This is a genomic window from Neisseria sp. (assembly GCF_030523955.1).
Classification (GTDB): Bacteria; Pseudomonadota; Gammaproteobacteria; order Burkholderiales; family Neisseriaceae; genus Neisseria.
The window spans coordinates 1-23287 of record NZ_JAUNHL010000046.1 but is presented as its reverse complement, the minus strand read 5'-3'; the positions used below and the strand labels follow the sequence as shown (position 1 = coordinate 23287).

Genomic DNA, 23287 nt, shown 5'->3' with positions numbered 1-23287 from the left:
ACGTCTGAAAATGAAAAAACGGTTACCTTGATTGTTCAGATAACCGTTTGGATGGGGTAGTCGATATTTAGTAATCCTTATCTGCAGCGCATTTCTTCGTTGTGCGCTGCACACTCACTTGTCTATCGCGTGGTATGTTTTTGTTGATATTTTAACTGTTATTTCTGTATTGACAGAAATAACAGTTTTGTGTATATTCAACGCATGAAACTGAATCCGACCACTGAAAAATTTGTGCTGCACTGGGGTGAAATGGGTACCCAGTGGGGGGTGAACCGCACCGTGTCGCAAATCCACGCTCTGCTCTATATTATGGGGCGTCCGATGAATGCCGATGAAATCGTGGAAACCTTGGGTGTGGCGCGTTCCAATGTCTCCAACAGCATCAAGGAGTTGCAAAGCTGGCAGTTGGTGCACACGGTACACATTCTGGGTGACCGCCGCGATCATTTTGCCACTAGCGACGATGTGTGGGCACTGTTCCGCATCATTGTGGCTGAACGCCAGCGCCGCGAAATCGAACCGACGGTGCGTTTTTTGCAAGGTTTGATCGACAGCCCGGAATTTGCCCAGGAAAATGAGGCAGTGCGCCAACGCATCCGTCAAACGCATGATTTTGTCAGCACGCTCACCAGTTGGGCCAATGAGATGCTCAAGCTTTCCACCAGCACGCTGGCTAAGGTGCTGAAACTGGGAGCCAGCATTCAGAAGTTGTTGCGTTAGAGCGTGTAGGCATAATGCTTGCGAAGCGGTTTTTTGAGGAAAAATCCGCAGATGCAAGGCAAAAAGCACAGCAAGATTGAACATCTTGCGCGCATTTTTAACGCCGCAGATGCAGATTTTAACCAAAAATACCGCCGCAATGCTTTCTGACTACACGCTCTAATTGAGCTTACGCTAAGGTTTCAAGCAGCCTGCCGCCGGTTGCCTGAAACCGGAACAACGGGTGGTAAAAAATTTTACCAATGAATTTCTCTTTTGACAGAAATTACAGACATGAAAATAAAACATCAATAACAGAACAGGCCGTTTATGCCGCCGAGACTTACCCTGCGATTAGGGGGGTGACGGTGTATGCCCTGCTGGGGCGCGCGGTGGGCGCGTCGCAGTGGATGGAGCTATGCCGAAGCCACGGTGGGCGGGGCGATGTGCAGTCTCTTGTGTATCGTCGTACTGGCGGCAGTGGAGATCAACAATCGCGATTGGGTGGCAGAGATGCCGACACTGCTGGAGTTGGGGGGCAGTGTGCTGTTGGGTGGTTGCATTGCCTTGGTCTTGGCCTGTTCACTGCCGGTCAAGTGAGAGTAGTGACATGAATGCGCTGACCGTAAAGCATGATCCCGTTGCCGGCTATTTGCCGCTGTCTCTGGGGGTGCTGTGGCTGTGGAGCGGGCTGCAACCGCTGTTGACCACCACCCAGACATCGCTGGATTTGCTCGCCGATTTGGGGGTGCCGGACTGGGGGCAGTGGCCGCTGCTGTTGGCCGCTTCGCTGCTGGATTTATTGTTTGGTGTCTGTTCCCTGTTGCCGGCCACCCGCCGTCGGGCTGCGCTGTGGGTCTGGCAGTTGGCCACGGTGGCGGCCTACAGCCTGCTGATTGCAGTGGGGCTGCCGGAAAACTGGCTGCATCCGTTTGCCCCATTGTTGAAAAACCTGCCGATCATGGCATTGATGTTTTATCTATACCGCCACTGTGCGGCGCATCCGGGGGTGTGAATCATGAGTCTCTATTTTACGGTGAAAACCCTGCACATTTTGTCGGCCACCCTGATGGTGGGTACCGGTTTTGGCACCGCGTTTTACCTGTTTTGGGCCAACCGTAGCGGTTCGGTGACGGCACAGTCGGTGGTGGCTCGCTGGGTGTGCCGTGCCGACTGGTGGTTCACCACGCCGGCGGTGATTTTCCAGCCCCTGTCCGGGTTGTGGTTGGCGCAACACATGGGCTGGCCGCTGACGGCGACCTGGATTTGGCTGACATTGGCGCTGTATGCGCTGGCCGGAGCCTGCTGGCTGCCGGTGGTGTGGCTGCAATTGAAAATGGCCAAGCTGGCGCAAGCGGCACATCAAACGGGCAGCGATATGCCGGCGGCTTACTGGCGTTATGCCCGCCGTTGGGAGTTGCTGGGCTATCCCGCATTTTGTGCCACGGTGGTGATTTATTTTCTGATGGTGTTCAAACCGGCTTGAGGTTGACTAAGAACAGGAGCAAAAACCATGAATGTGCAATATCGAATATTTTACGACAATGAATGTCCTATCTGCATCCGCGAAATGGCGCTGGTGCGTGAGCAAAACCGTTCCGGCAGTCTGGAGACGGTGCCGGTTCAGGGCAACGAGGCGCTGCTGGCTGCCTACGGTATCGACTGTACGGCCGCGATGACCCTGCTGCATGTGGTGGATCACAGCGGACGGGTGATTGCCGGCATGCCGGCCTTGCGCATTATGTACCGCGAGTGCGACGGCCGGCCTCTGACCCGCATCTGGAACTGGCCGCTGCTGCGTTCGTTATCGGATTGGGGTTATCCGCTGTTTGCCCGTTACCGCTACTACCTGCCGCGCTGGCTGCTGCCGCGGCCGCAGTGCGAGGATGGCCAATGCCTGGTGCCGCCGTCACGTCGGAGATCATCATGAACCGGTTGCTGCAGCCTGAGCTTGAATGGCACGACTTGCTGGTACTCAGCCGTCGCCAGCGCCTGACCAATGTGTTCTTGTCCTGGCCGTGGCTGGCCGCATCCGCTTATCTGGCAGCCAACAGTGCTTGGCCGTGGGCTTTGCCGATGTCATTCATGTTCTTTCTGTGTGCGCTGCGTCAGGCACACGATGCTTACCAGCGGCAGTCGGTCTTTTTGCCGTGTGGTCGGTACACCGCGGCTGCGATCCCGACGGCGTTTTTTCCCGTACCGAGCGGCGGCGCTGGGTCAACTGTGTCACCGTGTATTTGCTGTATCACGTCGAACACCATTTGTTTTCCCGGGTGCCAGCCAATCATTTGCCGGAGCTGGCGCGCCGGCTCGATGCGGTAGCGCCGGAGTGGACCGGGCAGCGGGTGCTGGTACCGGCTAGGTCTGCCGGCCGGCAATGGCCAACGGCTGCCTGAAGCAAAGGTTCCCAAGCATTGAAGCCACCGCCTGCGCGGGGTCATTCTGATGTGATTTTGATTGAGTCCAGATTGGGGCGACACGTTCCAACTTATCATTCATATGAAACTGAAACGAAAGGTATAACCATGAAAATCCTGATTTTTGGTGGCAGCGGTTTTGTAGGTCGTCATTTGGCGGCCTGTTTGCGGCAGCGCGGGCATGAGGTCACCATACCCAGCCGCCGTGATGTCGACTGGATGCGGCCGGATGCTGCCGCCGCCCGTCTGCTGTTGCAGGGGCAGGAGGTAGTGGTCAACGCTGTGGGCGTAATGAGCCGCCATGCTTCGGTGTTGGAACAAATCCACCACTATACGCCGGCCTTGCTGGCGATGCAGGCGCAGGCCGTCGGGGTGCGCCGTTGGGTGCAGCTCTCTGCACTGGGTGCCGATGAGGCGCAGCCGGTGGCTTTTGTCGGCAGCAAGGGGCGTGGTGATGCGGCGGTACAGGCCAGCGGGCTGGAAGTGGCGGTGGCCCGCCCTTCTGTTGTGTATGGCCGCGGCGGGGTGAGTTGTGAACTGTTCATCAAATTGGCGCGCCTGCCGGTACTGGTGCTGCCCGACGGCGGCCGTTTTTTGCTGCAACCGGTGCATGTGACCGAGGTGGCTGCCGGCTTGGCGGCATTGGCCGAACAGGCGGATGCGGCCGGTCAGGTGGTGGCGATGACCGGCGGTCGGGTGATGACCCTGGCTGCCTATTTGGACGTACTGCGCCAAACTCTGCACCACAAGCCACCGTTGACCGTGTGGTCGCTCCCCTTGGGTCTGATCAAGCCGATGCTGCCGCTGGCCAATGTGCTGAGCAACGGGGTGCTTAGTCCGGCCAGCATCACCTTGTTGCAACAGGGTTCCTGTGCCGATAACCGGGCATTTGCCGACTTGCTCGGGCACGCGCCGGCGCCGGCTGAAGCCTTTGCACAGATGACACAGGCGGCAGCCGGTTTTCAGGCAGCCTGAAGTCCGGATGTGGCGGAAATCCCTGTTGCCGGCATACGGTGGCCGGTGGTCAGGGCTGCTGTATTAATTGTCGACAGACCCTAATACAGTAAAAACGAAATGTTCAATATTTGCTTCTGTTATTGGTCTAATCGGTATTTTGCTGCTATCACCTGCCGATTGGCCAGCCAACACCCATGACCGTAAAGTCGTGATTCCGGAGCCTGCACCGTTTATCGGTAATTTGGGTGGTTATCCGGTTAGTTTGCTCAACAGGATGGCGCATTTGGTTGAAGTACGATGATTCCCCCGGCTTTAATTCGAAAAAATACGCAACTACAATCCACCGCCCAGAACGTATGACTCGGTCATTGAATCGTTCGGTTATGATGTGCGTTATCCTACCGGGGAAATAAAAGGTCTCTGCCTGTCTGAAAACTCATTTTCAGACAGGCATTATCATTGATAAACGGCGGATTGACAGGTCGAAATCGGGCATGATATACCGTTTTTGAAAAGATACGGAGTGGAACCTTACCCCGCACCCGTGTTCGCAAGAGGATGAATAATGAATAGATTATCGGCGTTTTTAATCAGCACTTGGCTGGGCATGCAGCTCACCGTAGGTTATGTGGTAACCCCCGTTTTATTTAAATCGCTCGACCGTATCCTGGCCGGTAAACTGGCCGGCGAACTTTTTGATTTGGTGGCTTATCTGGGCTTGTTTGCCTGGACGGTGGCGTACTTTACCATCCGTACCGGTGCGGCGGATTACGGTTTTGAGCGCCGCGGCAATCTGCCTTCCGGCCTTTCTTGGATGGGGGGACTGATTATGCTGTTGGGCATCAACCAATTTGCGGTTACACCGGTGATTAAGGCGCTGAAAGAGGGTGCAAGCACGTGGTTGCTGGATTTGGTTGGCGGTAATTTCGGGATGTGGCACGGTGTGTCGAGCACGATTTACCTGGTTTGCAGTTTGTTGGGCGCAGGTTTGTGTATTTATTATCTTCGTTTGGCTGCTAGTAAACCAGCCTACCGATAACATCAGTTATGAATAAAGTGCCTGCCTGAAAATGGCTTTTCGGTTTTCAGACAGGCATTTGAAATAAAGACCGGCAGTTATTCTTCGGGACGTTTGCGCCAGAGTACCAGTAATTTGCCGATGTGTTGCACCAATTGCGCATTTACTGCTTCGCATAAAGCTTCGGCAATCGCCACTCGTTCGTCGCGCTCATCGCCCAATACGCGTACTTTGATTAACTCGTGGGCGTTTAATGCGTTGTCGGTTTCTTTGATGACCGACTCCGTTAATCCGTGTTGGCCGATCATGACTACCGGGCTAAGGTGGTGCGCGCGGGCTTTCAGCGCCAGGATGTCTTTGGTGTTGAGTTTGTCGCTCATGTTGATTGGATGTTTGCTCGGTTAAAAGAATGTATTTTACGCCAGCGGGTATGAAAAATCACATATAATATTCGTTCCCAACGATTTTTTATTCTTGTTGTTCAAAAACGTCATGTCCGTCCGTTCCAAATCTTCCAAAGCTTGGCTTAATGAGCATGTTAACGATCATTATGTGCATCAGGCACAAAAAGACGGTTACCGTGCGCGAGCGGCTTATAAGCTATTGGAAATCAATGAAAAAGATAAATTGATCAAACCAGGTACCGTGCTGGCCGATTTGGGTAGCGCGCCCGGAAGTTGGTCGCAAGTGGCCGCCGCTTTAGTGGGCAAAAACGGCGCAGTGTTTGCGCTGGATATTTTGCCTATGGAGCCGATAGCCGGCGTTTCTTTTATTCAGGGAGACTTTCGGGAAAACGAAGTATTGGCCGAGTTTGAAGCCTTGTTGAATAATCGGGAATTAGACCTTGTTATTTGCGATATGGCACCCAATATGAGCGGCAATAGCGTAACGGATCAGGCGCGAAGCTTTTATTTATGCGAGTTGGCATTGGATTTTGCGCGCGAACATTTGAAACCCGGCGGCCATTTCTTGGTGAAGGTGTTTCAGGGAGCGGGATATCAGGAATACCTGAACGAACTGCGATCCTTATTCCAAACGGTGCAAACGCGCAAACCGGATGCCTCACGCAACCGCTCCAGCGAGATTTATTTACTGGGGAAAAATAAACGCTGACAAGGTAGTGAGTCTGAATTACAATCCGTTTTTCCATTTTTAAATTTTATTAGCGTATATGGGAGCCTGTTTCAGTGGGGAGTACCATTAAAAACCTGTTGGTGTGGTTGGCGTTGGCGGTCGGTTTGATGGCCGCCTTCAATGCGATTACCAAAGAGCAGGAAAACAAACAACAAATTACTTATTCCGAATTCATCAATCAGGTGAAAAAGGGCGAAGTAACCAATGCCAACATCGAAGGTTCGGTGATGAGCGGCTACATCATCAAAGGCGAGCGCAGTGATAAGACACAGTTCTTCACCAATGCCCCCTTGGATGATGCCTTGGTGGCGACTTTGCTGGAAAACAAGGTTAATCTGAAGGTTACGCCGGAAGAAAAACCGAGCCAGCTGCAAGCCTTGTTCTTCAGCCTGTTGCCGGTGCTGCTGCTGATTGGTGCGTGGTTTTATTTCATGCGCATGCAGGCGGGCGGCGGCGGTAAAGGCGGCGCGTTCTCGTTCGGTAAAAGCCGCGCCAAGCTGCTGGATAAAGACACCAACCGCGTCACTTTCGCAGATGTCGCCGGTTGCGACGAGGCTAAAGAAGAAGTACAGGAAATCGTTGATTACCTGAAAGCGCCAAACCGCTATCAAAGCTTGGGCGGCCGTGTGCCGCGCGGCATTTTGCTGGCGGGCAGCCCGGGTACCGGTAAAACCCTGCTGGCCAAAGCGATTGCCGGTGAAGCACAAGTGCCGTTTTTCAGCATTTCCGGTTCCGATTTCGTTGAGATGTTTGTCGGTGTGGGTGCCAGCCGCGTACGCGATATGTTCGAACAGGCTAAGAAAAATGCGCCCTGTATTATCTTTATCGATGAAATCGATGCCGTGGGTCGCCAACGCGGTGCCGGCTTGGGCGGCGGTAACGACGAGCGCGAACAAACCTTGAACCAGTTGCTGGTGGAAATGGACGGCTTCGAGAGCAATCAGACCGTAATCGTGATTGCCGCTACCAACCGTCCCGACGTACTCGATCCTGCTTTGCAACGCCCCGGCCGTTTCGACCGCCAAGTGGTGGTGCCGTTGCCCGATATCCGCGGCCGTGAGCAGATTCTGAACGTACATGCCAAAAAAGTACCTTTGGATGCTTCGGTGGATTTGGTGTCGCTGGCGCGCGGTACGCCCGGTTTTTCCGGCGCCGATTTGGCCAACTTGGTGAATGAAGCCGCCCTGTTTGCCGGTCGCCGCAATAAAACCAAAGTCGACCAAAGCGATTTTGAAGATGCCAAAGATAAAATCTACATGGGCCCTGAGCGCCGCTCTATGGTGATGCATGAGGACGAGAAACGTGCGACGGCTTACCATGAGTCCGGACATGCGATTGTAGCGGAAAGCCTGGAAGGCACTGATCCGGTGCATAAAGTTACCATTATGCCGCGCGGTCGTGCGTTGGGTTTGACTTGGCAGTTGCCGGAACGAGACCGCATCAGCATGTATAAAGATCAGATGCTGAACCAAATCTCGATTTTGTTCGGTGGCCGTATTGCCGAGGATTTGTTTGTCGGCAGAATTTCTACCGGTGCTTCCAACGACTTTGAGCGCGCAACCCAAATTGCCCGCGAGATGGTTACCCGCTACGGTATGAGCGACAAAATGGGCGTGATGGTGTATGCGGAGAACGAAGGCGAAGTGTTCTTGGGCCGAAGTGTCACCCGTTCGCAGCATATTTCGGAAAAAACCCAGCAGGATGTGGATGCCGAAGTGCGTCGTATTCTGGACGAACAATACGCCATCGCCCAAAAAATCCTGGAAGACAACCGGGATAAAATGGAAACCATGTGCAAGGCCTTGATGGAATGGGAAACCATCGACCGTGATCAAGTGTTGGAAATCATGGCGGGTAAGCAGCCTAGTCCGCCTAAGGATTACAGCCACAACATTCGCAAAGATGATGATCAGGAAATTGTGGTAGACGTTCCCAATGACCTCGACCCTGCGCCAAATGAGCCAATTCGGCAGACTCCTCAAGCCACGCAAGCGGTACCGGCTGAGCATAAGCAGGTACGAACCGATGATGCCGAGGAGCCGCGTGAAGGCGAAGTTGTTGATAAAGATCGCTCTTAATAGCTAGTTATGAAATGAACAGCCCGGTTATGGATGTACGGGCTGTTTTTTATTTGTATGCGGTTTACTTGCGCTACGGCGTTTCTGCCTGATATAGCAGATTAACTTAACTTTCGCTACGGCGTTGCTGCGCCTTGCCGTACTACTTGTACTGTCTGCGGCTTGCTGCCTTGTATCGAAAATTAATTAAATCTGCTATATCAAGGTCATTCGATTCATTTGGATAAAACAATGCCTGTCTGAATATTTCAGACAGGCATTGTTTTATTGCTTGCTTATTTTGCTTCGTGTATCGGCTGCACCAATACCCATGGTGCGATTACCAATGCCCACATTTCTTGATTGTTGTGTAAGAATTCGTGCGCCTGCTCTTCACTAACCAAGCCGAACTGCTGTTGCTGCATCAGTTTGCCGATTTCCGCACTATTGTCTTCGGCCATCCATTTGGCCACGGTTAAGAGATCAAGCCCGGCATCGACGAAAACGGCGGCGCCACGGGCGAAATGCGGTTGTAATTCCTGCCAAGCGATACGGGCGGTTTCCAAATTGAGTTTTTCTTGCAGATAGGGTTCGGACATGATGGTTTCGGCATGGATATATGGTTAAACAGATGGGGATTATAGCGGAAAAGCTTCGCTAGGGCGCATCACGAATGCCTGTCTGAAAAAGCGGATCGGTAAGACGGTTTACAAGTGGAATGTTATACAGTATCATTTACAACATAGAAGCTGCCGTAATTGTGCCGGCAGTTTTGCTGTTTCCAGTATCCGGCAATGGTCTTGGCGGATGCAAATGCTTCGGTTTGCAGTGGGTTAAGGGAAATCATGAATATTTTGTTGGCCGGTTTGCCGCAGCGTTTGCTGTTGGCATCGGCGGTGTTGGCGCTGATTTGGGGCGCATATTTTTGGGCGGTGGCATGAATATTGATGTCGTGAATCTGACCGTCAGTTATCAGCGCAAGCCGGCGGTCCACCATTTGGATATCTGCTTCGGGCAGGGTGAAATGTGGGCGGTATTCGGCCCCAACGGCGCTGGTAAGTCAACGCTTCTGAAGGCGATGATGCGCTTGTTGCAGGCCGATACCGGCTCGGTGGTGTGGAACGGTATTGCGCGCAGCGATATTGCTTATCTGCCGCAGCAGTCGGATATAGACCGCAGCTTGCCGATGACGGTGTTTGAATTGGCGGCTTTGGGTTTGTGGTATGAAATCGGCTTTTTCGGCCGCGTGAGTGCCAAACAAAAAGAGCGGGTGCGCACGGCTCTGGCGCGGGTGGAAATGCTCGATTATGCCGACCGCCAAATCGGTCATTTATCCAACGGACAGTTCCAGCGAGTGCTGTTTGCCCGCATGTTGGTGCAAAATGCCAAGTTTTTGTTGCTGGACGAGCCTTTTAATGCGGTGGATGCGGGCACGACTTATGCTTTGCTGGAAGTGCTGCGCCAATGCCATCAAAGCGGGCAGGCGGTGATTGCGGTATTGCATGATTATGAACAGGTGCGGGCGTATTTTCCGAATACGCTTCTGATTGCCCGGGAAAAAATAGCAGCCGGCAAAACGGACGCGGTATTGACCGACGAATGGCTGCAAAAGGCATCAGCAGCGATGCATAGAGTGGAAAGTGCACAATGGTGCGCGGCTTGAAGCGGCAGGCGGAATGTTTGCGGCTGTCATGCCATTAAAGAATAATATTTTCAGACAGGCATAGATAGGCCTGTCTGAAAACCGATATTGAGTTCCAATGAATCCATACGATTATTTGATTGCGCCGTTTGCCGAATTTGATTTTATGCGCTATGCGCTCGCTTCGGTGCTGTTTTTGGCGGTATCCGGCGCACCGGTCGGTGTGTTTCTGACCATGCGGCGGATGAGCTTGGTCGGCGATGCGTTGGGCCATGCGGTGCTGCCGGGCGCTGCGGTAGGCTATATGATCGGCGGCTTGAGCTTGCCGGTCATGAGCATAGGCGGATTTATCGCCGGTATGTTGATGGCTTTGCTCGCGGGTTTGGCCAGCCGTTTTACCCAAGTGAAGGAAGACGCCAACTTTGCTGCGTTTTACCTCACCTGCTTGGCCATCGGCGTGATTCTGGTGAGTACCAACGGCAGTAATATCGATTTGCTGCATTTGTTGTTCGGCTCGGTGTTGGCGGTGGATTTACCCGCGCTGCGTTTGGTGGCGGCCAGCGCCAGTATTACCGTGCTGACGTTGGCGGTGATTTACCGCCCCTTGGTGTTGGAGAGCATCGATCCGCTGTTTTTGAAAGCGGTAAACGGTAAGGGCGGCTTGTGGCATCTGTTGTTTTTGGTATTGGTGGTGATGAATTTGGTTGCCGGCTTCCAAGCCTTGGGCACGCTGATGTCGGTGGGCTTGATGATGCTGCCGGCGATTACCGCACGCTTGTGGGTGAAAAGTTTGGGCGGCCTGATGCTGCTGGCGGTGGGGTTCGCCTTACTGTGCGGCACGGCAGGCTTGTTGTTTTCTTATTATGTGGAAATTCCTTCCGGGCCTGCAATTATTCTGTTTTGCGGCGCTTTATATCTTTTTTCGGTTATTTTCGGGTGGGAGAGCGGCGTGCTTATGCGTTGGTTGCGCCGCGGTAAACACCATCAATATCAGGAGCCTTTATGAAAAAATATTGGATAAGCGGATTGGGTTTGATGCTGTTTTCCGGCGCAGTGGCGGCGGAGCCTTTGCCGGTGGTGAGCAGCTTCAGTATTTTGGGTGATGTGGTAAAGCAGGTTGGTGGCGAGCGCGTGGCGGTGGTTAACTTGGTCGGAGCCAATCAGGATAGCCACGCTTATCATATGACTGCGGCGGATGTGAAGAAAATCCGTGCGTCCAAATTGGTGTTGGTTAATGGATTGGGCTTGGAAAAAGCCGAGATGATGCGTGCGGTCAAGCAGAGCAAAGTGCCGTATGCAGAAGCAACTGCCGGCATCAAGCCGCTGGCCGCGCCGGAGGGAGGCGGGCATGGCCACGATCATGGCCATGATCATGATCACGGAGAATTTGATCCCCATGTCTGGACCGATCCGGTGTTGATGCAGAAATACGCTTCGAATGTGGCGGTGGCATTGATTAAGGCCGATCCGGCCGGAAAAGATTATTACCTGAAACGCTTGAAAGATTATTCGGGCGAGTTGGTTAAATTGGACAGCTATGCCCGAAGCCAGTTTAATGCCGTTCCGCAGGCCAAGCGCAAGGTATTGACCGGTCATGATTCGTTTGCTTATATGGGTAAACGCTATGCCGTTTCTTTTGTGTCGCCGCAGGGTGTGAGCAGCGAAGCTGAACCTTCGGCCAAGCAGGTGGCGGCAATTATCCGGCAAGTGAAACAAGAAGGCATACGCGCAATTTTCGCCGAGAATATTAAAGACACCCGCATGGTGGATAAGATTGCCCAGGAAACCGGTAGCAAAGTCGGCGGAAAATTGTATTCCGATGCATTGAGCAGCGGTGCACCGGCCAATACTTATATCAATATGTACCGCTATAATGTACGGGTATTGACCGATGCGATGAAATAATTGCAAAAATGGGTAATAAACCTTGCTAACTGATTGATGCCTGTCTGAAAATTTTTCAGACAGGCATCATAGTCTTGTTGACAAAGCAGTGTTTTTCGCGTTTAATAACGCCTATTGAATTACGCCGATTTGACACAGCTTGCGGGCGTTAAAACAGCTAAAGCGTACAGAGTTTTTCATTTAAGCTGTTATATTTTAGCCCGGTTGTGTGTAAACACGATCGGGCATCGTTATATTTAAATGAAACTTTAGTTATTATCAAGAAAGAAAATATAGAATGATTGTTCTGGAACAGGTGAGCAAGCGCTACCGCAGCCGCGATAATCAGAGCTGGTTTACCGCTGTAGAGCCGACCAGCCTTACCATACGCCAGGGCGAAATTTTCGGTTTGATGGGTTATTCGGGCGCAGGTAAATCCACATTGTTGCGCTTGATTAATCTCTTGGAGCGGCCTGACCAAGGCCGTGTGATGGTCGGCAATCAGGATTTGACTGCGCTCTCACCGGCTGATTTGCGCCGGGCGCGCCAGAATATCGGCATGGTTTTCCAGCAGTTCAATTTGTTGAGCAACCGCACCGTAGAACAGAATGTAGCCTTTCCGTTGGAAGTGGCCGGTTGGGACAAACAGAAAATCCGCGAGCGGGTGGCCGAATGTTTGGAGATTGTGCGGTTGAGCGACCGCTCCCAACATTATCCGGCGCAATTGTCGGGCGGCCAGAAACAACGGGTCGGTATCGCCCGCGCGTTGGCTCCCAGCCCGCATGTGATTTTGGCAGACGAACCTACTTCGGCGCTGGATCCGGCCACTACCCGCAGCGTACTGGCCTGTTTGGAAGACATTAACAAACAATTTAACGTCACCATCGTTATCGTTACCCACGAGATGAGCGTTATCCGCCGCTTGTGCGACCGTACCGCGCTGCTGCACGAGGGTAAACTCTTGGAAGTCGTAGAAGTGAAAAACAACCAAATCCACGCCCTATCCGAAATCGGTCGTGAACTGATTCGGGAGGATTGAATATGGCGGAGCTGACTTTAGCGCAAGCTGTCGATAATTTGTGGGGGATGCAGGATGAAATTCTCAAAGCTGCCTGGGAAACGGTGGTGATGCTGGGTATTTCCGTACCGGCATCGGTGTTTTTCGGTACACTGCTGGGAATCGGCATGTTTGCGACCGGCAATCATATGCTGTTTTTCAGTCCGACCCTCAATAAGATTTTGGATAACGTAATTAACCTGATCCGTGCCTTTCCGTTTGTCATCCTGATGGTGGCGATGGGGCCGCTAACCTTGCTGATTATCGGCAAAAGCATAGGCCCGGTGGCCGCTTCACTGATTTTGTCGGTATCCGGTATGTTCTATTTCGCCCGCTTGGTGGAACAGAACCTGCGCGAAGTGCCGCGCGGCATAATCGAGGCGGCCACCAGCATGGGGGCGTCGCCGATGACGATTATTTTCAAGGTGTTGCTGTCGGAAGCGCGCTCCGGCATGGTGCTGAGCATCACCGTTTTAACCATCGGTCTGCTGTCGTACAGCGCGGCGGCCGGCATGATCGGCGGCGGCGGCTTGGGTGATTTGGCGGTACGCTACGGTTATCACCGTTTCCAAACCGATGTGATGGTGTTTATTGTGGCGGTGCTGGTGCTGGCGGTGATTGTGATTCAGAGCGCAGGCAACCGTATTGCCCGCAAATTAGACAAACGTTAAGTATCGAATGCCTGTCTGAAAACCGTTGCAGAAATTTTCAGACAGGCATTTCATAAACAACTTTTTAATACCTAAGTATGATTGATTTCAGGAGAGTTTGATATGCAAACCAATGTTGTATTGTTCAAAACCGTTTCTGCCGGCGTGATCGCCTTTGCTTTGGCTGCTTGCGGCGGACAAAACCAAACTGCGGCACCGGCCGCTTCAGGCGCTTCCGCCGCTGCTTCACAGCCGACCGCCGAGAAAAGCAAAATCGTATTCGGTACCACTGCCGGCGATTTCGGCGACATGGTACGCGACCAAGTAAAACCTGCGTTGGAAAAGCAGGGCTACCAAGTTGAATTGGTGGAGTTTACCGATTATGTCCGCCCTAACCAGGCACTGGCGCAAGGTGAGTTGGATATTAATATTTTCCAACATAAACCGTATCTGGATGATTTCAAGAAAGAACACAAGCTGGATTTGGTAGAAGTTTTCCAAGTACCGACCGCGCCGCTGGGCCTGTATCCGGGCAAAGCCAAATCTTTGGATGAAGTGAAAGAAGGCAGCAGTGTTTCCGCACCGAACGATCCGTCTAATTTCGCACGCGCATTGGTAATGTTGAACGAATTGGGCTGGGTGAAACTGAAAGACAATGTCGATCCGCTGACCGCATCGAAAAAAGATATTGCGTCTAACCCGAAAAACATCCAAATCGTTGAACTGGAAGCTGCCCAATTGCCACGCAGTCGCCAAGATGTTGACTTTGCCATCATCAATGGTAACTATGCCACCAGCTCAGGTATTAAATTGACCGAGGCGCTGTTCCAAGAACCGAGCTACGCTTATGTAAACTGGTCTGCCGTAAAAACCGCTGATAAAGATGCCAAATGGTTGAAAGACGTTGAAGCGGTTTATAATTCCGACGATTTCAAAAAATATGCGCAAACCCGTTTTGCAGGCTATAAATATCCTGAAGTTTGGGGTATGAATGCGGTTCAAGGCGCGAAAGCTGAAGCGGCTTCTACCGCTGCTGCATCCGCCGCTTCTAAATAATGCACGGGTTCAGTTGAAAAATCCAAACGCCGTCCGAAAGAATCGGACGGCGTTTATTATTTTAATTTAGGTTAGTAATAGGTCGAAAAAGGTTCGGATAAATGAAACGATCAGGCTTGTTCCTGTTGCAAGGAACTTTTGGCTGCTGGTAGTGTAATGTTACCGGACATCATTTCTTTCAGACGTTGCTCCAGTTCGTTGATTTTCTGTTCGGTGAGGCCGGTAGCTGAGTCGCATAGAATCAAACGGTTGCGTAAAGCCGGTTCAAACATCCATTCCAAATCATCTAGAGCAAGCCATTGATCGACATTGCGGCGGTTTTGATACAGCCATTTCAAGATTTCCTGACCACGACAGCCGTTGGGGTAACGACCGCGCTCATCGCGGCGGGTAGGAGGGGTAACGCCGATGATGCGCGAAGAGAATTCGGCAGAAAATAAATGGCGTAATTTTTCTAGGGAATATTTTTGGCGCCAACTGGAGGTGATCACGATTTCAACGTCGGGAAAGTTACGCAGTGTGTTTTCCAATAAAGGTTTCAGGGAAAACATCTGCTTTTCGTTTAAGTTGGTTTTCGGATCCCAAGGGTGGAGTACACCGTCAAAGTCTAAAAATAAAATCATTTTTCGTTCTCGCAACCGTAGTTTGCCGGGCAATATTATTATGAAAGCACGCCCAGACAGAAGCGCTTATCTTACAATGTTTTCTGGGAAAAATCTGCTTCAATCAAACTATCGGTTATGTAGTTCGGATATTCGGCAGTAATGTACGAAATCAAAACGTAAACCGTCAGTTGAGATGTGAGGTTTGCGGGATACTTCCTGCCAGATAGCGGGATCTATCGTCGGAAAAAAAGCGTCGCCTATTACTTCCAAATCAATTTCCGTTATTCTCAAGTCGGTCGCCAACGGCATCGCTTGCTGATAAATCTGAGCACCGCCCATGATGATAATTTCAGGTACTTCATCGCAAGTGCTTAGGGCTGTAGTGAGGTCGGATATTACTTCGGCTCCTTCGGCTGGATAATTGGTTTGCCGACTAACCACAATATTACGACGGCCTGGCAGCGGCTTACGCGGTAATGACTCCCAAGTTTTCCGCCCCATGATGACCGGCTTGCCTGTGGTATAGTTACGGAAGAATTGAAAGTCTTCCGGTAAGTGCCATGGCATACGGTTGTCGATGCCAATGCAATAATCACGCGCGTAGGCTGCGATCAAGGTGATTTGGGGCATAAGTTTTTCCCGAAAAATCTGGTAACGGCTGCCAAAGGATTGATCCAATTATTTGATGGACATCGGTAGGTTATGTAATTTGGCACAAATTAGATTTTATAAATATATCACATGATTTTATGCTTTATTGCATATTTTACCGTTCGAGTGATGTTTGGGGGAAGAATAAATGCTGGTGTCTTATTTTGAACACGCTTTCAAGATGAATAAACTATTTGCGATCTAATTGAAATAGTTTTCTTGGATATTGCTGATTAATTATAGTGACTTAAATTCAGAATAGTATAAGGCGCCGAGCCACAGACAGTACAGAATATAGCCAATTAACTTAACTTCGATACGGCGTTGCTGCGCCTTAGCTCAAAGAGAACGATTTTGTAAGCCGCTGAAGCGGCAACAGAATCGGTTCCATACGTGTGTACTGTCTGCGGCTTGCTGCCTTGTATCGAAAGTTAATTAAATCCGATATAGTGTGGCAAGGTGAGGCTGTACTATTCTGAATTTAAGTCACTAAAAATGGCTATGTTGTAAAAGCCTCTGATTGATTGTTTTGAGCAACGTTAATAATTATTCAATTAAAGAAATGCCTGTCTGAAATTATTATAAATGTTTTCAGACAGGCATACTGATGATTAATATTGCCGCAATGGTAGATTTCATTTAATTACCGCGGCGGGCATCCACCATGCGGTAATAAATTTCACCATCTTGGATATAACCCAGATCTACTCGGGCGATTTCTGCAATAGCATCCTTGCCCTCCGCCAAGTCTTTTACTTCGGCGGAGAGTGCGTTATTACGCAGGATTAGCATATTGTTTTCAGTTTCCTGAGCCGTTACTTCGTTTTCCAAACGCCACATATCGTTCCAACCGCCCTTGGCGAACCAAAGATGGTATTGCGAGACGAGAATGCAGCAGGTCAGGAAGACTGTCACCCATTTCATGCGCGGCTTACCTTATTTGTTCAGCTGGTAAAACGCAGCTTTACCGGGATAGTAGGCAGCTTCGCCCAACTCTTCTTCGATACGCAGCAGTTGGTTGTATTTAGTCATGCGATCTGAGCGGCTCAGAGAACCGGTTTTGATTTGCATGCAGTTGGTGGCAACTGCCAAATCGGCAATGGTGCTGTCTTCGGTTTCGCCGGAACGGTGACTCATTACGCTGGCATAGCGGTTGCGTTTGGCCAAGTCTACTGCTCTCAGGGTTTCGCTCAAGGTACCGATTTGGTTCACTTTCACCAACAGGGCATTGGCCAAGCCTTTTTCAATGCCTTCGGCCAGGATTTTCGGGTTGGTTACAAACAGATCGTCGCCGACCAGCTGCACTTTTTTGCCCAGTTTGTCGGTGAGGTGTTTCCAGCCTTCCCAGTCGTTTTCGTCCATGCCGTCTTCGATGGAGATAATCGGGTATTTGGCAACCAAATCAGCCAGATAGTTGGCAAATTCTTCGCTGGTATAGGCTTTGCCTTCGGCTTCCAGATGGTATTTGCCGTCTTTATAGAATTCGCTGGAAGCGCAGTCGAGTGCGAACAATACGTCTTCACCTGCTGTGTAGCCGGCGGCGGCAGTAGCTTCCTGCATCAGTTGCAGCGCTTCTTCATGGCTGTTCAGATTGGGTGCAAAACCGCCTTCGTCACCTACGGTGGTCGGGAAGCCTTTGCTGTCGCACAGTTTTTTCAGTGCATGGAAAATCTCGGCACCACAACGCAGCGCTTCACGGAAGCTTTTTGCGCCCACCGGCATAATCATGAATTCTTGGATGTTCAGGCTGTTGTTGGCATGTTCGCCGCCATTGATTACGTTCATCATCGGAACCGGTAAAGCCATCGGGCCGGCACCGCCCAGATAGCGGTAAAGCGGCAGGCCGGCATCTTCTGCTGCGGCACGGGCAACGGCCAGGGAAACGGCCAGAGTGGCATTTGCGCCCAAGCGGCCTTTGTTATCCGTACCGTCCAAGTCCAACATGATTTTGTCGATATAGCTTTGCTCGGAAGCGTCTACACCGATCAAGGCTTGGGCGATTTCGTTGTTGACGTTTTCTACTGCTTTCAATACGCCTTTGCCCAAGTAACGGCCTTTATCACCGTCACGCAGTTCCAAAGCCTCTTTTTGGCCGGTAGAGGCGCCGGAGGGCACGGCGGCGCGACCCATTACGCCGGATTCCAGCAATACGTCACACTCAACAGTCGGATTGCCGCGTGAATCCAGGATTTCACGGGCGAAAATATCGATAATAGCGCTCATTGCAGCATTCTCCATTTCGTTATTGGGGATAGATATATATTTTCAGACAGGCCATTTAGGCAAACCATGCCTGTCTGAAACAATATTACACATTAAAATTATACTGATTAAAGCTTAAGCGAACGAGCGTTTAATCAGTGATTGATAGGAAAATTGTTTCATATCAATGTTTTTAATACGGCCGGTATTTTCTCAAAGAAAGCGGAGAACATAACCGTGCTTGCACTGTCTCATCAGTTCCATTGTAGCTTTGCAAGATTTCATTTTAGCTACACAGACATTGATTGTTAGCGGACGTGGTAATTCGGTGCCTCTTTGGTGATTTGTACATCGTGAACATGCGATTCACTCATGCCGGCCGAAGTAATTTCCACAAATTCTGCTTTTTCATGCATTTCGGTGATGCTTTTGCAGCCGAGATAGCCCATGCTGGAGCGCAAACCGCCCACCAGTTGGTGGATAATCTGCACAATCGGGCCTTTATAGGGTACACGGCCTTCAATACCTTCCGGCACGTATTTGTCGGCATTTTCTTGCCTGTCTTGGAAATAGCGGTCGGAAGAGCCTTGGCTCATTGCGCCCAGCGAACCCATGCCGCGGTAAGATTTATAAGAGCGTCCCTGATAAAGTTCGATCTCGCCCGGTGCTTCATCGGTGCCGGCAAACATGCCGCCCAACATCACGCAAGAGGCGCCCGCTGCCAAAGCTTTGGCCACATCGCCGGAGAAACGGATGCCGCCGTCGGCAATCAGCGGTACACCTGTGCCGGCCAAGGCTGTGGCTACATTATGGATAGCGGTTAACTGTGGAACGCCTACGCCGGCTACGATACGGGTGGTACAAATGGAGCCAGGGCCGATACCGACTTTAACGGCATCCGCACCGGCCGCGACCAGATCGCGCGCCGCTTGTGCAGTAGCAATGTTTCCGCCGATTACTTGAACCTGCGGGTAATTTTGCTTCACCCATTTTACGCGATCGAGTACGCCTTGGCTGTGACCGTGTGCAGTATCGACCACGATAACGTCTACACCGGCTTCTACCAATGCTTTTACCCGTTCATCGGTATCGGGACCGACGCCAACCGCCGCACCGACGCGCAAGCGGCCTTCGCTGTCTTTGTTGGCATTGGGAAATTCGGTGGTTTTCAGGATGTCTTTAACGGTAATCAGGCCTTTGAGCTCGTCTTTCTCATTTAACACCAAAACGCGCTCTACTTTGTGTTCATGCATGATTTCGCGCGCATCTTCGATACTGGTGCCTTCGGGCACGGTTACCAAGCGATCACGTGGCGTCATAATGGCGGAAACCGGTTGGTCCAGCCGTTTTTCAAAGCGCAAATCACGGTTGGTTACCAAGCCCACCACCTTGCCGTTTTCCACTACCGGCAGGCCGGACATCTTGCGTTTGCGTTGGGAGAGCATTGCCAACAACTCGCCGATCAGCATGTTCGGGCCGATGGTTACCGGATCTTTAACCACACCGCTTTCATGGCGTTTAACCTTGCTGACGGCATGTGCTTGCTGCTCGGCAGACATATTTTTGTGGATAATGCCGATGCCGCCCTCTTGGGCCATCGAGATGGCTAAACGGGCTTCGGTAACTGTATCCATTGCAGCGGAAAGAAGGGGGAGATTGAGGCGGATATCGCGGGTGAGTTGAGTAGAGAGGGAAACGTCGCGAGGTAAAACGCTGGAATGAGCGGGAACCAGCAGCACGTCGTCAAAAGTATAGGCTTTTTCTACGATACGCATGATGCAATTAGGCTTTCGGTTTGTGCATGATGCACTATATTGTAGCAAATCCGATGCGCTTTGGTAAATGTGGCGGATGAAAAAACACCATTTTTTAACGCATGCCATGACAGCGGAAAATTTAGCCAGTAAAATGATTGGCTTCAATAACTCTTCAATCATTCTTAAATTAAAAGAGAAAGAGCGTGATTATGCACATTACTTCACTTGCGAAACTGTCTTTAGTAGGGATGTTGCTGGCAGCAGGTACGGTTTATGCAGCCGATGTTTATAATTGGAAAAGCAATAAAGGTACTTCCAGTTACTCCGATGCCCCTCCGAATTTGAAATACAGCCAACAAACCCAGCGCGTAAACGTCCGTACCCGTACTTCGGCACCTAGCGCGCCTGCCGTAAAAGCCGCTTCGGGAGAAACTTCTTTAGTAGACGAACAAGCTAAAGTTAATCAACAGATTAACGAAAAAAATAAAGAAATCGAAAAGAAAAACAAAGAAATTGAAGAAAAAAACAAGCAACAGCAGGCGGATAACTGCAAAACTGCCAAATTGAACCGCTCGTTTGCCGAATCGGCACGCACGGCCAATCGAGCAGACCTGATTGCACGTTATGATGCCGATATTGCTAAATATTGCAATTAATCCGGGCTGCCCGTTAAGGCGGATGCCTGTCTGAAAATAACACGGGTTTTATGAACGCCGATAATTTTGATCTGAATATATTTCTGAAAAACCTGCCTAACCTGCCCGGTGTTTATCGCATGCTCGATAAAAATGGGCAGGTTTTGTATGTGGGCAAAGCGGTGAATCTGAAGCGCCGCGTGAGCAGCTATTTCCAGAAAAACGACCATTCGCCGCGTATCACATTGATGGTCAAACAGGTAGAACGGGTGGAAACCACTGTTACCCGCTCTGAAGTCGAAGCGTTGATTCTGGAAAACAATTTCATCAAAGCCTTATCGCCCAAATACAATATTCTGTTTAGAGACGATAAAAGCTATCCTTATTTGATGTTGAGCGGTCACTCGTTTCCGCAAATGGCATATTACCGCGGCAGTCTGAAAAAAGGTAACCAGTATTTCGGCCCTTACCCCAACAGCTATGCGGTGAGGGACAGTATCCAGATTATGCAGAAAGTATTCCGCTTGAGAACGTGTGAAGACAGCGTATTTGCACATCGTGACCGCGCATGTTTGCTTTACCAGATTAAACGCTGTTCCGGACCATGTGTGGGCCATATCAGCGAAGAGACTTATCAGGCGGATGTGCAACAGGCGGTGGCTTTTCTCAATGGTAAAACCGACGAGCTTACCCAGATACTGCACCAAAAAATGCAGCAGGCGGCGCAGGACTTGAATTTCGAAGAGGCAGCGCTTTATCGAGATCAGATTCGGGCACTGGGTTTGGTGCAATCGCAGCAATATGTAGACAGCAACAAGCCCGAACGCGCACAGGATATCGATATTTTGGCGCTGGCGGCAGAAGGCGGAGTGGTATGCGTGCATTGGGTAAGTGTACGTGGGGGACGTCATGTCGGCGACAAAAGCTTTTTTCCCGCTGCGGGCGGCGAAGGTGTGCCTGAAATACAGGAGTTCGGTGAGGCTTTTGTGGCGCAGCACTATCTGGGCAAAGCCAAGCCCGATATCATTATCAGCAATTTTGCCGTTCCAGAAAGCGTACAAGAAGCGATCAACAGCGAGCATCACAAAAACATCCAGTTTGTTTCGCATACCATAGGCTCGCGCAAAGTTTGGTTGAAAATGGCAGAACAAAATGCCAAATTGGCCATCCAACAACATCTGTTGCAACACGGCAAGCAAAGCGCTCGTTTGGACGAATTGGCACAAGTGCTGGAAATGAATCCGGACGATTTAAACCGCTTGGAATGTTTCGATATCAGCCATACGCAAGGCGAGGCTACCGTAGCTTCCTGTGTGGTGTACGATGAAGAAAACATCCAACCCTCGCAATACCGCCGTTACAACATCACTACCGCCAAAGCCGGCGATGATTATGCCGCGATGCGTGAAGTGCTTACCCGCCGTTATGGCAAGATGAGCGAAGCCGAGGCTAACGGGGAATCCGTACGCTGGCCCGATGTGGTGTTGATAGATGGCGGTAAAGGGCAGATCGGCGTTGCCTTAGAAGTATGGGCGGAATTAGGATTGCAAATCCCGCTCTTGGGTATTGCCAAAGGGCCGGAACGCAAAGCAGGTTTGGAAGAGCTGATATTGCCCTTTAGCGGCAAAACGTTCCAGTTACCGTCCAACAGCCCGGCCTTGCATTTATTACAAACTATCCGCGACGAATCTCACCGTTTCGCCATTACCGGCCATCGTAAAAAACGCGACAAAGCGCGCATCACTTCTTCTCTGGCCGAGATACCCGGCATAGGCAGCAAGCGTCGCCAAGCATTGTTGACCCGTTTCGGCGGCTTGCGCGGTGTGATGGCCGCCAGCGTAGAAGATTTGGCGCAAACCGAGGGAATCAGCAAAGCGTTGGCGGAAAAAATATACGATACTTTACATTAAGGCCAGCAGCGGCAAGCGCTTATCCGGTCTAAAGCCTTATCTATTGAGATATAATAAAACCGCTTATTTTCTTTCAGACAGGCATAGGATAAGCAAAGAGGCCTGTCTGAAAAAACGATTGAGAGCAACTTATGCCTTGGAATATTCCAATTATGTTGACGTGGATGCGGGTATTGATGATACCCGTGTTTACTGTCTTATTTTATCCGCCGATTAAATATTGGCTGGATCCTCAAACCATTAACTGGGCCGCTGCTATTATTTTCGCCGCGGCCGCGGTTACCGACTGGTTTGACGGTTATCTCGCGCGCCGTTGGAAACAAACTTCCGACTTCGGCGCTTTTCTTGACCCGGTAGCGGATAAATTAATGGTGGCGGTAGCGTTGATTTTGCTGGTTAAACTCGACCGCACCACCGCCTTATATGCCATGATTATTATTGGCCGCGAAATCACTATTTCCGCCCTGCGCGAATGGATGGCACAGATGGGAAGGCGTAATAGCGTTGCTGTCGCGACTATAGGTAAATTAAAGACAACGGCACAGATGGCGGCTATTTTGTTGTTACTGATAGGAATGCAAGATTTCTACGGGCTTGATCTGATTTTAATCGGTAACATTTTGATGTTTATTGCTTCTGTTCTTACCGTGTGGTCGATGTTTTACTATCTTAAAATGGCCTGGAAAGAATTGGGCAGATAAATTTCAGACAACGCCCTTGACATTAAAAACAGATTAATTATAATAGCGGCTTCGTTGTTAACTCTGTTCGACAATAGAAACGCGGGAATAGCTCAGTTGGTAGAGCGCAACCTTGCCAAGGTTGAGGTCGCGAGTTCGAGACTCGTTTCCCGCTCCATTTATTTATACCGCTAAATGTCGAATACAGAATATAAGCCATGCGGGAATAGCTCAGTTGGTAGAGCGCAACCTTGCCAAGGTTGAGGTCGCGAG

The 23287-nt window shown here is 50.8% G+C and carries 26 protein-coding genes and 1 tRNA gene; 19 read left to right on the top strand and 8 right to left on the bottom strand.

Annotated features, from left to right (window positions below):
• Positions 1–204: 204 nt before the first annotated feature.
• Positions 205–723 carry a GbsR/MarR family transcriptional regulator gene (locus Q4C79_RS09910; RefSeq protein WP_303090858.1) on the top strand — a complete coding sequence of 173 codons (519 nt, stop codon included), beginning with the start codon at positions 205–207 and terminating at the stop codon, positions 721–723.
• Between the two features lie 395 nt (positions 724–1118).
• Here Q4C79_RS09910 and Q4C79_RS09905 read toward each other — a convergent pair whose 3' ends face one another.
• Positions 1119–1265: a hypothetical protein gene (locus Q4C79_RS09905; protein WP_303090857.1), complete on the bottom strand. Its 147-nt coding sequence runs from the start codon at positions 1263–1265 to the stop codon at positions 1119–1121.
• Positions 1266–1312: 47 nt separating this feature from the next.
• On the opposite strand from Q4C79_RS09905, the gene Q4C79_RS09900 reads away from it, so the two are divergent.
• The 6 genes from Q4C79_RS09900 to Q4C79_RS09875 all read left to right on the top strand — a co-directional run bounded on the left by Q4C79_RS09900 (position 1313) and on the right by Q4C79_RS09875 (position 5115).
• A complete protein-coding gene (locus Q4C79_RS09900) occupies positions 1313–1717 on the top strand; it encodes a DoxX-like family protein (RefSeq protein WP_303090856.1) in 405 nt (134 codons plus the stop codon).
• 3 nt (positions 1718–1720) lie between these two features.
• Positions 1721–2188, top strand: a complete 468-nt coding sequence (locus Q4C79_RS09895) for a DUF2269 domain-containing protein (protein ID WP_303090855.1) — start codon at positions 1721–1723, stop codon at positions 2186–2188.
• A gap of 33 nt (positions 2189–2221) precedes the next feature.
• The gene (locus Q4C79_RS09890) at positions 2222–2632 is read left to right on the top strand and encodes a thiol-disulfide oxidoreductase DCC family protein (RefSeq protein WP_303090854.1); all 411 of its coding nucleotides are present in this window, start codon (positions 2222–2224) and stop codon (positions 2630–2632) included.
• A 25-nt stretch (positions 2633–2657) separates the two neighbouring features.
• Positions 2658–3098 (top strand): fatty acid desaturase, encoded by a 441-nt coding sequence (locus Q4C79_RS13225; RefSeq protein ID WP_368492231.1) that lies wholly within the window; start codon positions 2658–2660, stop codon positions 3096–3098.
• 129 nt (positions 3099–3227) lie between these two features.
• The gene (locus tag Q4C79_RS09880) at positions 3228–4094 is read left to right on the top strand and encodes a sugar nucleotide-binding protein (protein WP_303090852.1); all 867 of its coding nucleotides are present in this window, start codon (positions 3228–3230) and stop codon (positions 4092–4094) included.
• A gap of 547 nt (positions 4095–4641) precedes the next feature.
• The gene (locus tag Q4C79_RS09875) at positions 4642–5115 is read left to right on the top strand and encodes a DUF4149 domain-containing protein (protein WP_303090851.1); all 474 of its coding nucleotides are present in this window, start codon (positions 4642–4644) and stop codon (positions 5113–5115) included.
• A 77-nt stretch (positions 5116–5192) separates the two neighbouring features.
• On the opposite strand, the gene yhbY is transcribed toward Q4C79_RS09875, so the two are convergent.
• Positions 5193–5474, bottom strand: a complete 282-nt coding sequence (gene yhbY / locus Q4C79_RS09870; protein WP_303090850.1) for a ribosome assembly RNA-binding protein YhbY — start codon at positions 5472–5474, stop codon at positions 5193–5195.
• Between the two features lie 112 nt (positions 5475–5586).
• On the opposite strand from yhbY, the gene rlmE reads away from it, so the two are divergent.
• Entirely contained in the window at positions 5587–6207 is a 621-nt protein-coding gene (rlmE, locus tag Q4C79_RS09865) for a 23S rRNA (uridine(2552)-2'-O)-methyltransferase RlmE (protein WP_303090849.1), read from the top strand.
• A 74-nt stretch (positions 6208–6281) separates the two neighbouring features.
• On the top strand, positions 6282–8306 hold the full coding sequence (gene ftsH, locus Q4C79_RS09860) for an ATP-dependent zinc metalloprotease FtsH (RefSeq protein ID WP_303090848.1): 2025 nt from the start codon (positions 6282–6284) through the stop codon (positions 8304–8306).
• Between the two features lie 275 nt (positions 8307–8581).
• On the opposite strand, the gene Q4C79_RS09855 is transcribed toward ftsH, so the two are convergent.
• On the bottom strand, positions 8582–8884 hold the full coding sequence (locus Q4C79_RS09855) for a DUF2288 domain-containing protein (RefSeq protein ID WP_303090847.1): 303 nt from the start codon (positions 8882–8884) through the stop codon (positions 8582–8584).
• 338 nt (positions 8885–9222) lie between these two features.
• Between Q4C79_RS09855 and Q4C79_RS09850 the strand changes: the two genes are divergently transcribed.
• The 6 genes from Q4C79_RS09850 (at position 9223) to Q4C79_RS09825 (ending at position 14574) form a co-directional block, all read left to right on the top strand.
• The gene (locus tag Q4C79_RS09850; protein WP_303090846.1) at positions 9223–9948 is read left to right on the top strand and encodes a metal ABC transporter ATP-binding protein; all 726 of its coding nucleotides are present in this window, start codon (positions 9223–9225) and stop codon (positions 9946–9948) included.
• Positions 9949–10045: 97 nt separating this feature from the next.
• The gene (locus Q4C79_RS09845) at positions 10046–10933 is read left to right on the top strand and encodes a metal ABC transporter permease (protein WP_303090845.1); all 888 of its coding nucleotides are present in this window, start codon (positions 10046–10048) and stop codon (positions 10931–10933) included.
• On the top strand, positions 10930–11832 hold the full coding sequence (locus Q4C79_RS09840; protein ID WP_303090844.1) for a metal ABC transporter solute-binding protein, Zn/Mn family: 903 nt from the start codon (positions 10930–10932) through the stop codon (positions 11830–11832). The genes Q4C79_RS09845 and Q4C79_RS09840 overlap by 4 nt, the downstream gene beginning before the upstream one ends.
• A gap of 277 nt (positions 11833–12109) precedes the next feature.
• The gene (locus Q4C79_RS09835; protein ID WP_303090843.1) at positions 12110–12850 is read left to right on the top strand and encodes a methionine ABC transporter ATP-binding protein; all 741 of its coding nucleotides are present in this window, start codon (positions 12110–12112) and stop codon (positions 12848–12850) included.
• 2 nt (positions 12851–12852) lie between these two features.
• Complete coding sequence (locus tag Q4C79_RS09830; RefSeq protein WP_303090842.1) at positions 12853–13539, top strand: methionine ABC transporter permease; 687 nt, start codon at positions 12853–12855, stop codon at positions 13537–13539.
• Between the two features lie 102 nt (positions 13540–13641).
• Entirely contained in the window at positions 13642–14574 is a 933-nt protein-coding gene (locus Q4C79_RS09825) for a MetQ/NlpA family ABC transporter substrate-binding protein (protein WP_303090841.1), read from the top strand.
• Between the two features lie 110 nt (positions 14575–14684).
• On the opposite strand, the gene Q4C79_RS09820 is transcribed toward Q4C79_RS09825, so the two are convergent.
• From Q4C79_RS09820 to guaB, 5 genes are all read right to left on the bottom strand, one after another.
• Positions 14685–15197 carry an HAD domain-containing protein gene (locus Q4C79_RS09820; protein ID WP_303090840.1) on the bottom strand — a complete coding sequence of 171 codons (513 nt, stop codon included), beginning with the start codon at positions 15195–15197 and terminating at the stop codon, positions 14685–14687.
• Positions 15198–15305: 108 nt separating this feature from the next.
• A complete protein-coding gene (locus tag Q4C79_RS09815) occupies positions 15306–15809 on the bottom strand; it encodes a dihydrofolate reductase (RefSeq protein ID WP_303090839.1) in 504 nt (167 codons plus the stop codon).
• Positions 15810–16469: 660 nt separating this feature from the next.
• A complete protein-coding gene (gene ftsB, locus Q4C79_RS09810; RefSeq protein ID WP_303090838.1) occupies positions 16470–16754 on the bottom strand; it encodes a cell division protein FtsB in 285 nt (94 codons plus the stop codon).
• 12 nt (positions 16755–16766) lie between these two features.
• Positions 16767–18053 (bottom strand): phosphopyruvate hydratase, encoded by a 1287-nt coding sequence (gene eno / locus Q4C79_RS09805; protein ID WP_303090837.1) that lies wholly within the window; start codon positions 18051–18053, stop codon positions 16767–16769.
• Between the two features lie 287 nt (positions 18054–18340).
• Positions 18341–19807: an IMP dehydrogenase gene (gene guaB / locus Q4C79_RS09800; protein WP_303090836.1), complete on the bottom strand. Its 1467-nt coding sequence runs from the start codon at positions 19805–19807 to the stop codon at positions 18341–18343.
• Positions 19808–19998: 191 nt separating this feature from the next.
• Between guaB and Q4C79_RS09795 the strand changes: the two genes are divergently transcribed.
• The 4 genes from Q4C79_RS09795 to Q4C79_RS09780 all read left to right on the top strand — a co-directional run bounded on the left by Q4C79_RS09795 (position 19999) and on the right by Q4C79_RS09780 (position 23192).
• Positions 19999–20445, top strand: a complete 447-nt coding sequence (locus Q4C79_RS09795; RefSeq protein WP_303090835.1) for a DUF4124 domain-containing protein — start codon at positions 19999–20001, stop codon at positions 20443–20445.
• A 50-nt stretch (positions 20446–20495) separates the two neighbouring features.
• On the top strand, positions 20496–22334 hold the full coding sequence (gene uvrC / locus Q4C79_RS09790) for an excinuclease ABC subunit UvrC (protein WP_303090834.1): 1839 nt from the start codon (positions 20496–20498) through the stop codon (positions 22332–22334).
• Between the two features lie 131 nt (positions 22335–22465).
• The gene (gene pgsA / locus Q4C79_RS09785) at positions 22466–23035 is read left to right on the top strand and encodes a CDP-diacylglycerol--glycerol-3-phosphate 3-phosphatidyltransferase (RefSeq protein WP_303090833.1); all 570 of its coding nucleotides are present in this window, start codon (positions 22466–22468) and stop codon (positions 23033–23035) included.
• An 81-nt stretch (positions 23036–23116) separates the two neighbouring features.
• Positions 23117–23192: transfer RNA gene (locus tag Q4C79_RS09780), tRNA-Gly, on the top strand.
• Positions 23193–23287: the final 95 nt, after the last annotated feature.

Coding starts and splice junctions, on each gene's coding strand:
- Q4C79_RS09910 (WP_303090858.1), top strand. CDS start 205: ATGAAACTGAATCCGACCACTGAAAAATTTGTGCTGCACTGGGGTGAA.
- Q4C79_RS09905 (WP_303090857.1), bottom strand. CDS start 1,265: ATGCAACCACCCAACAGCACACTGCCCCCCAACTCCAGCAGTGTCGGC.
- Q4C79_RS09900 (WP_303090856.1), top strand. CDS start 1,313: ATGAATGCGCTGACCGTAAAGCATGATCCCGTTGCCGGCTATTTGCCG.
- Q4C79_RS09895 (WP_303090855.1), top strand. CDS start 1,721: ATGAGTCTCTATTTTACGGTGAAAACCCTGCACATTTTGTCGGCCACC.
- Q4C79_RS13225 (WP_368492231.1), top strand. CDS start 2,658: ATGGCACGACTTGCTGGTACTCAGCCGTCGCCAGCGCCTGACCAATGT.
- Q4C79_RS09880 (WP_303090852.1), top strand. CDS start 3,228: ATGAAAATCCTGATTTTTGGTGGCAGCGGTTTTGTAGGTCGTCATTTG.
- Q4C79_RS09875 (WP_303090851.1), top strand. CDS start 4,642: ATGAATAGATTATCGGCGTTTTTAATCAGCACTTGGCTGGGCATGCAG.
- yhbY (WP_303090850.1), bottom strand. CDS start 5,474: ATGAGCGACAAACTCAACACCAAAGACATCCTGGCGCTGAAAGCCCGC.
- rlmE (WP_303090849.1), top strand. CDS start 5,587: ATGTCCGTCCGTTCCAAATCTTCCAAAGCTTGGCTTAATGAGCATGTT.
- Q4C79_RS09855 (WP_303090847.1), bottom strand. CDS start 8,884: ATGTCCGAACCCTATCTGCAAGAAAAACTCAATTTGGAAACCGCCCGT.
- Q4C79_RS09850 (WP_303090846.1), top strand. CDS start 9,223: ATGAATATTGATGTCGTGAATCTGACCGTCAGTTATCAGCGCAAGCCG.
- Q4C79_RS09845 (WP_303090845.1), top strand. CDS start 10,046: ATGAATCCATACGATTATTTGATTGCGCCGTTTGCCGAATTTGATTTT.
- Q4C79_RS09840 (WP_303090844.1), top strand. CDS start 10,930: ATGAAAAAATATTGGATAAGCGGATTGGGTTTGATGCTGTTTTCCGGC.
- Q4C79_RS09835 (WP_303090843.1), top strand. CDS start 12,110: ATGATTGTTCTGGAACAGGTGAGCAAGCGCTACCGCAGCCGCGATAAT.
- Q4C79_RS09830 (WP_303090842.1), top strand. CDS start 12,853: ATGGCGGAGCTGACTTTAGCGCAAGCTGTCGATAATTTGTGGGGGATG.
- Q4C79_RS09825 (WP_303090841.1), top strand. CDS start 13,642: ATGCAAACCAATGTTGTATTGTTCAAAACCGTTTCTGCCGGCGTGATC.
- Q4C79_RS09820 (WP_303090840.1), bottom strand. CDS start 15,197: ATGATTTTATTTTTAGACTTTGACGGTGTACTCCACCCTTGGGATCCG.
- Q4C79_RS09815 (WP_303090839.1), bottom strand. CDS start 15,809: ATGCCCCAAATCACCTTGATCGCAGCCTACGCGCGTGATTATTGCATT.
- ftsB (WP_303090838.1), bottom strand. CDS start 16,754: ATGAAATGGGTGACAGTCTTCCTGACCTGCTGCATTCTCGTCTCGCAA.
- eno (WP_303090837.1), bottom strand. CDS start 18,053: ATGAGCGCTATTATCGATATTTTCGCCCGTGAAATCCTGGATTCACGC.
- guaB (WP_303090836.1), bottom strand. CDS start 19,807: ATGCGTATCGTAGAAAAAGCCTATACTTTTGACGACGTGCTGCTGGTT.
- Q4C79_RS09795 (WP_303090835.1), top strand. CDS start 19,999: ATGCACATTACTTCACTTGCGAAACTGTCTTTAGTAGGGATGTTGCTG.
- uvrC (WP_303090834.1), top strand. CDS start 20,496: ATGAACGCCGATAATTTTGATCTGAATATATTTCTGAAAAACCTGCCT.
- pgsA (WP_303090833.1), top strand. CDS start 22,466: ATGCCTTGGAATATTCCAATTATGTTGACGTGGATGCGGGTATTGATG.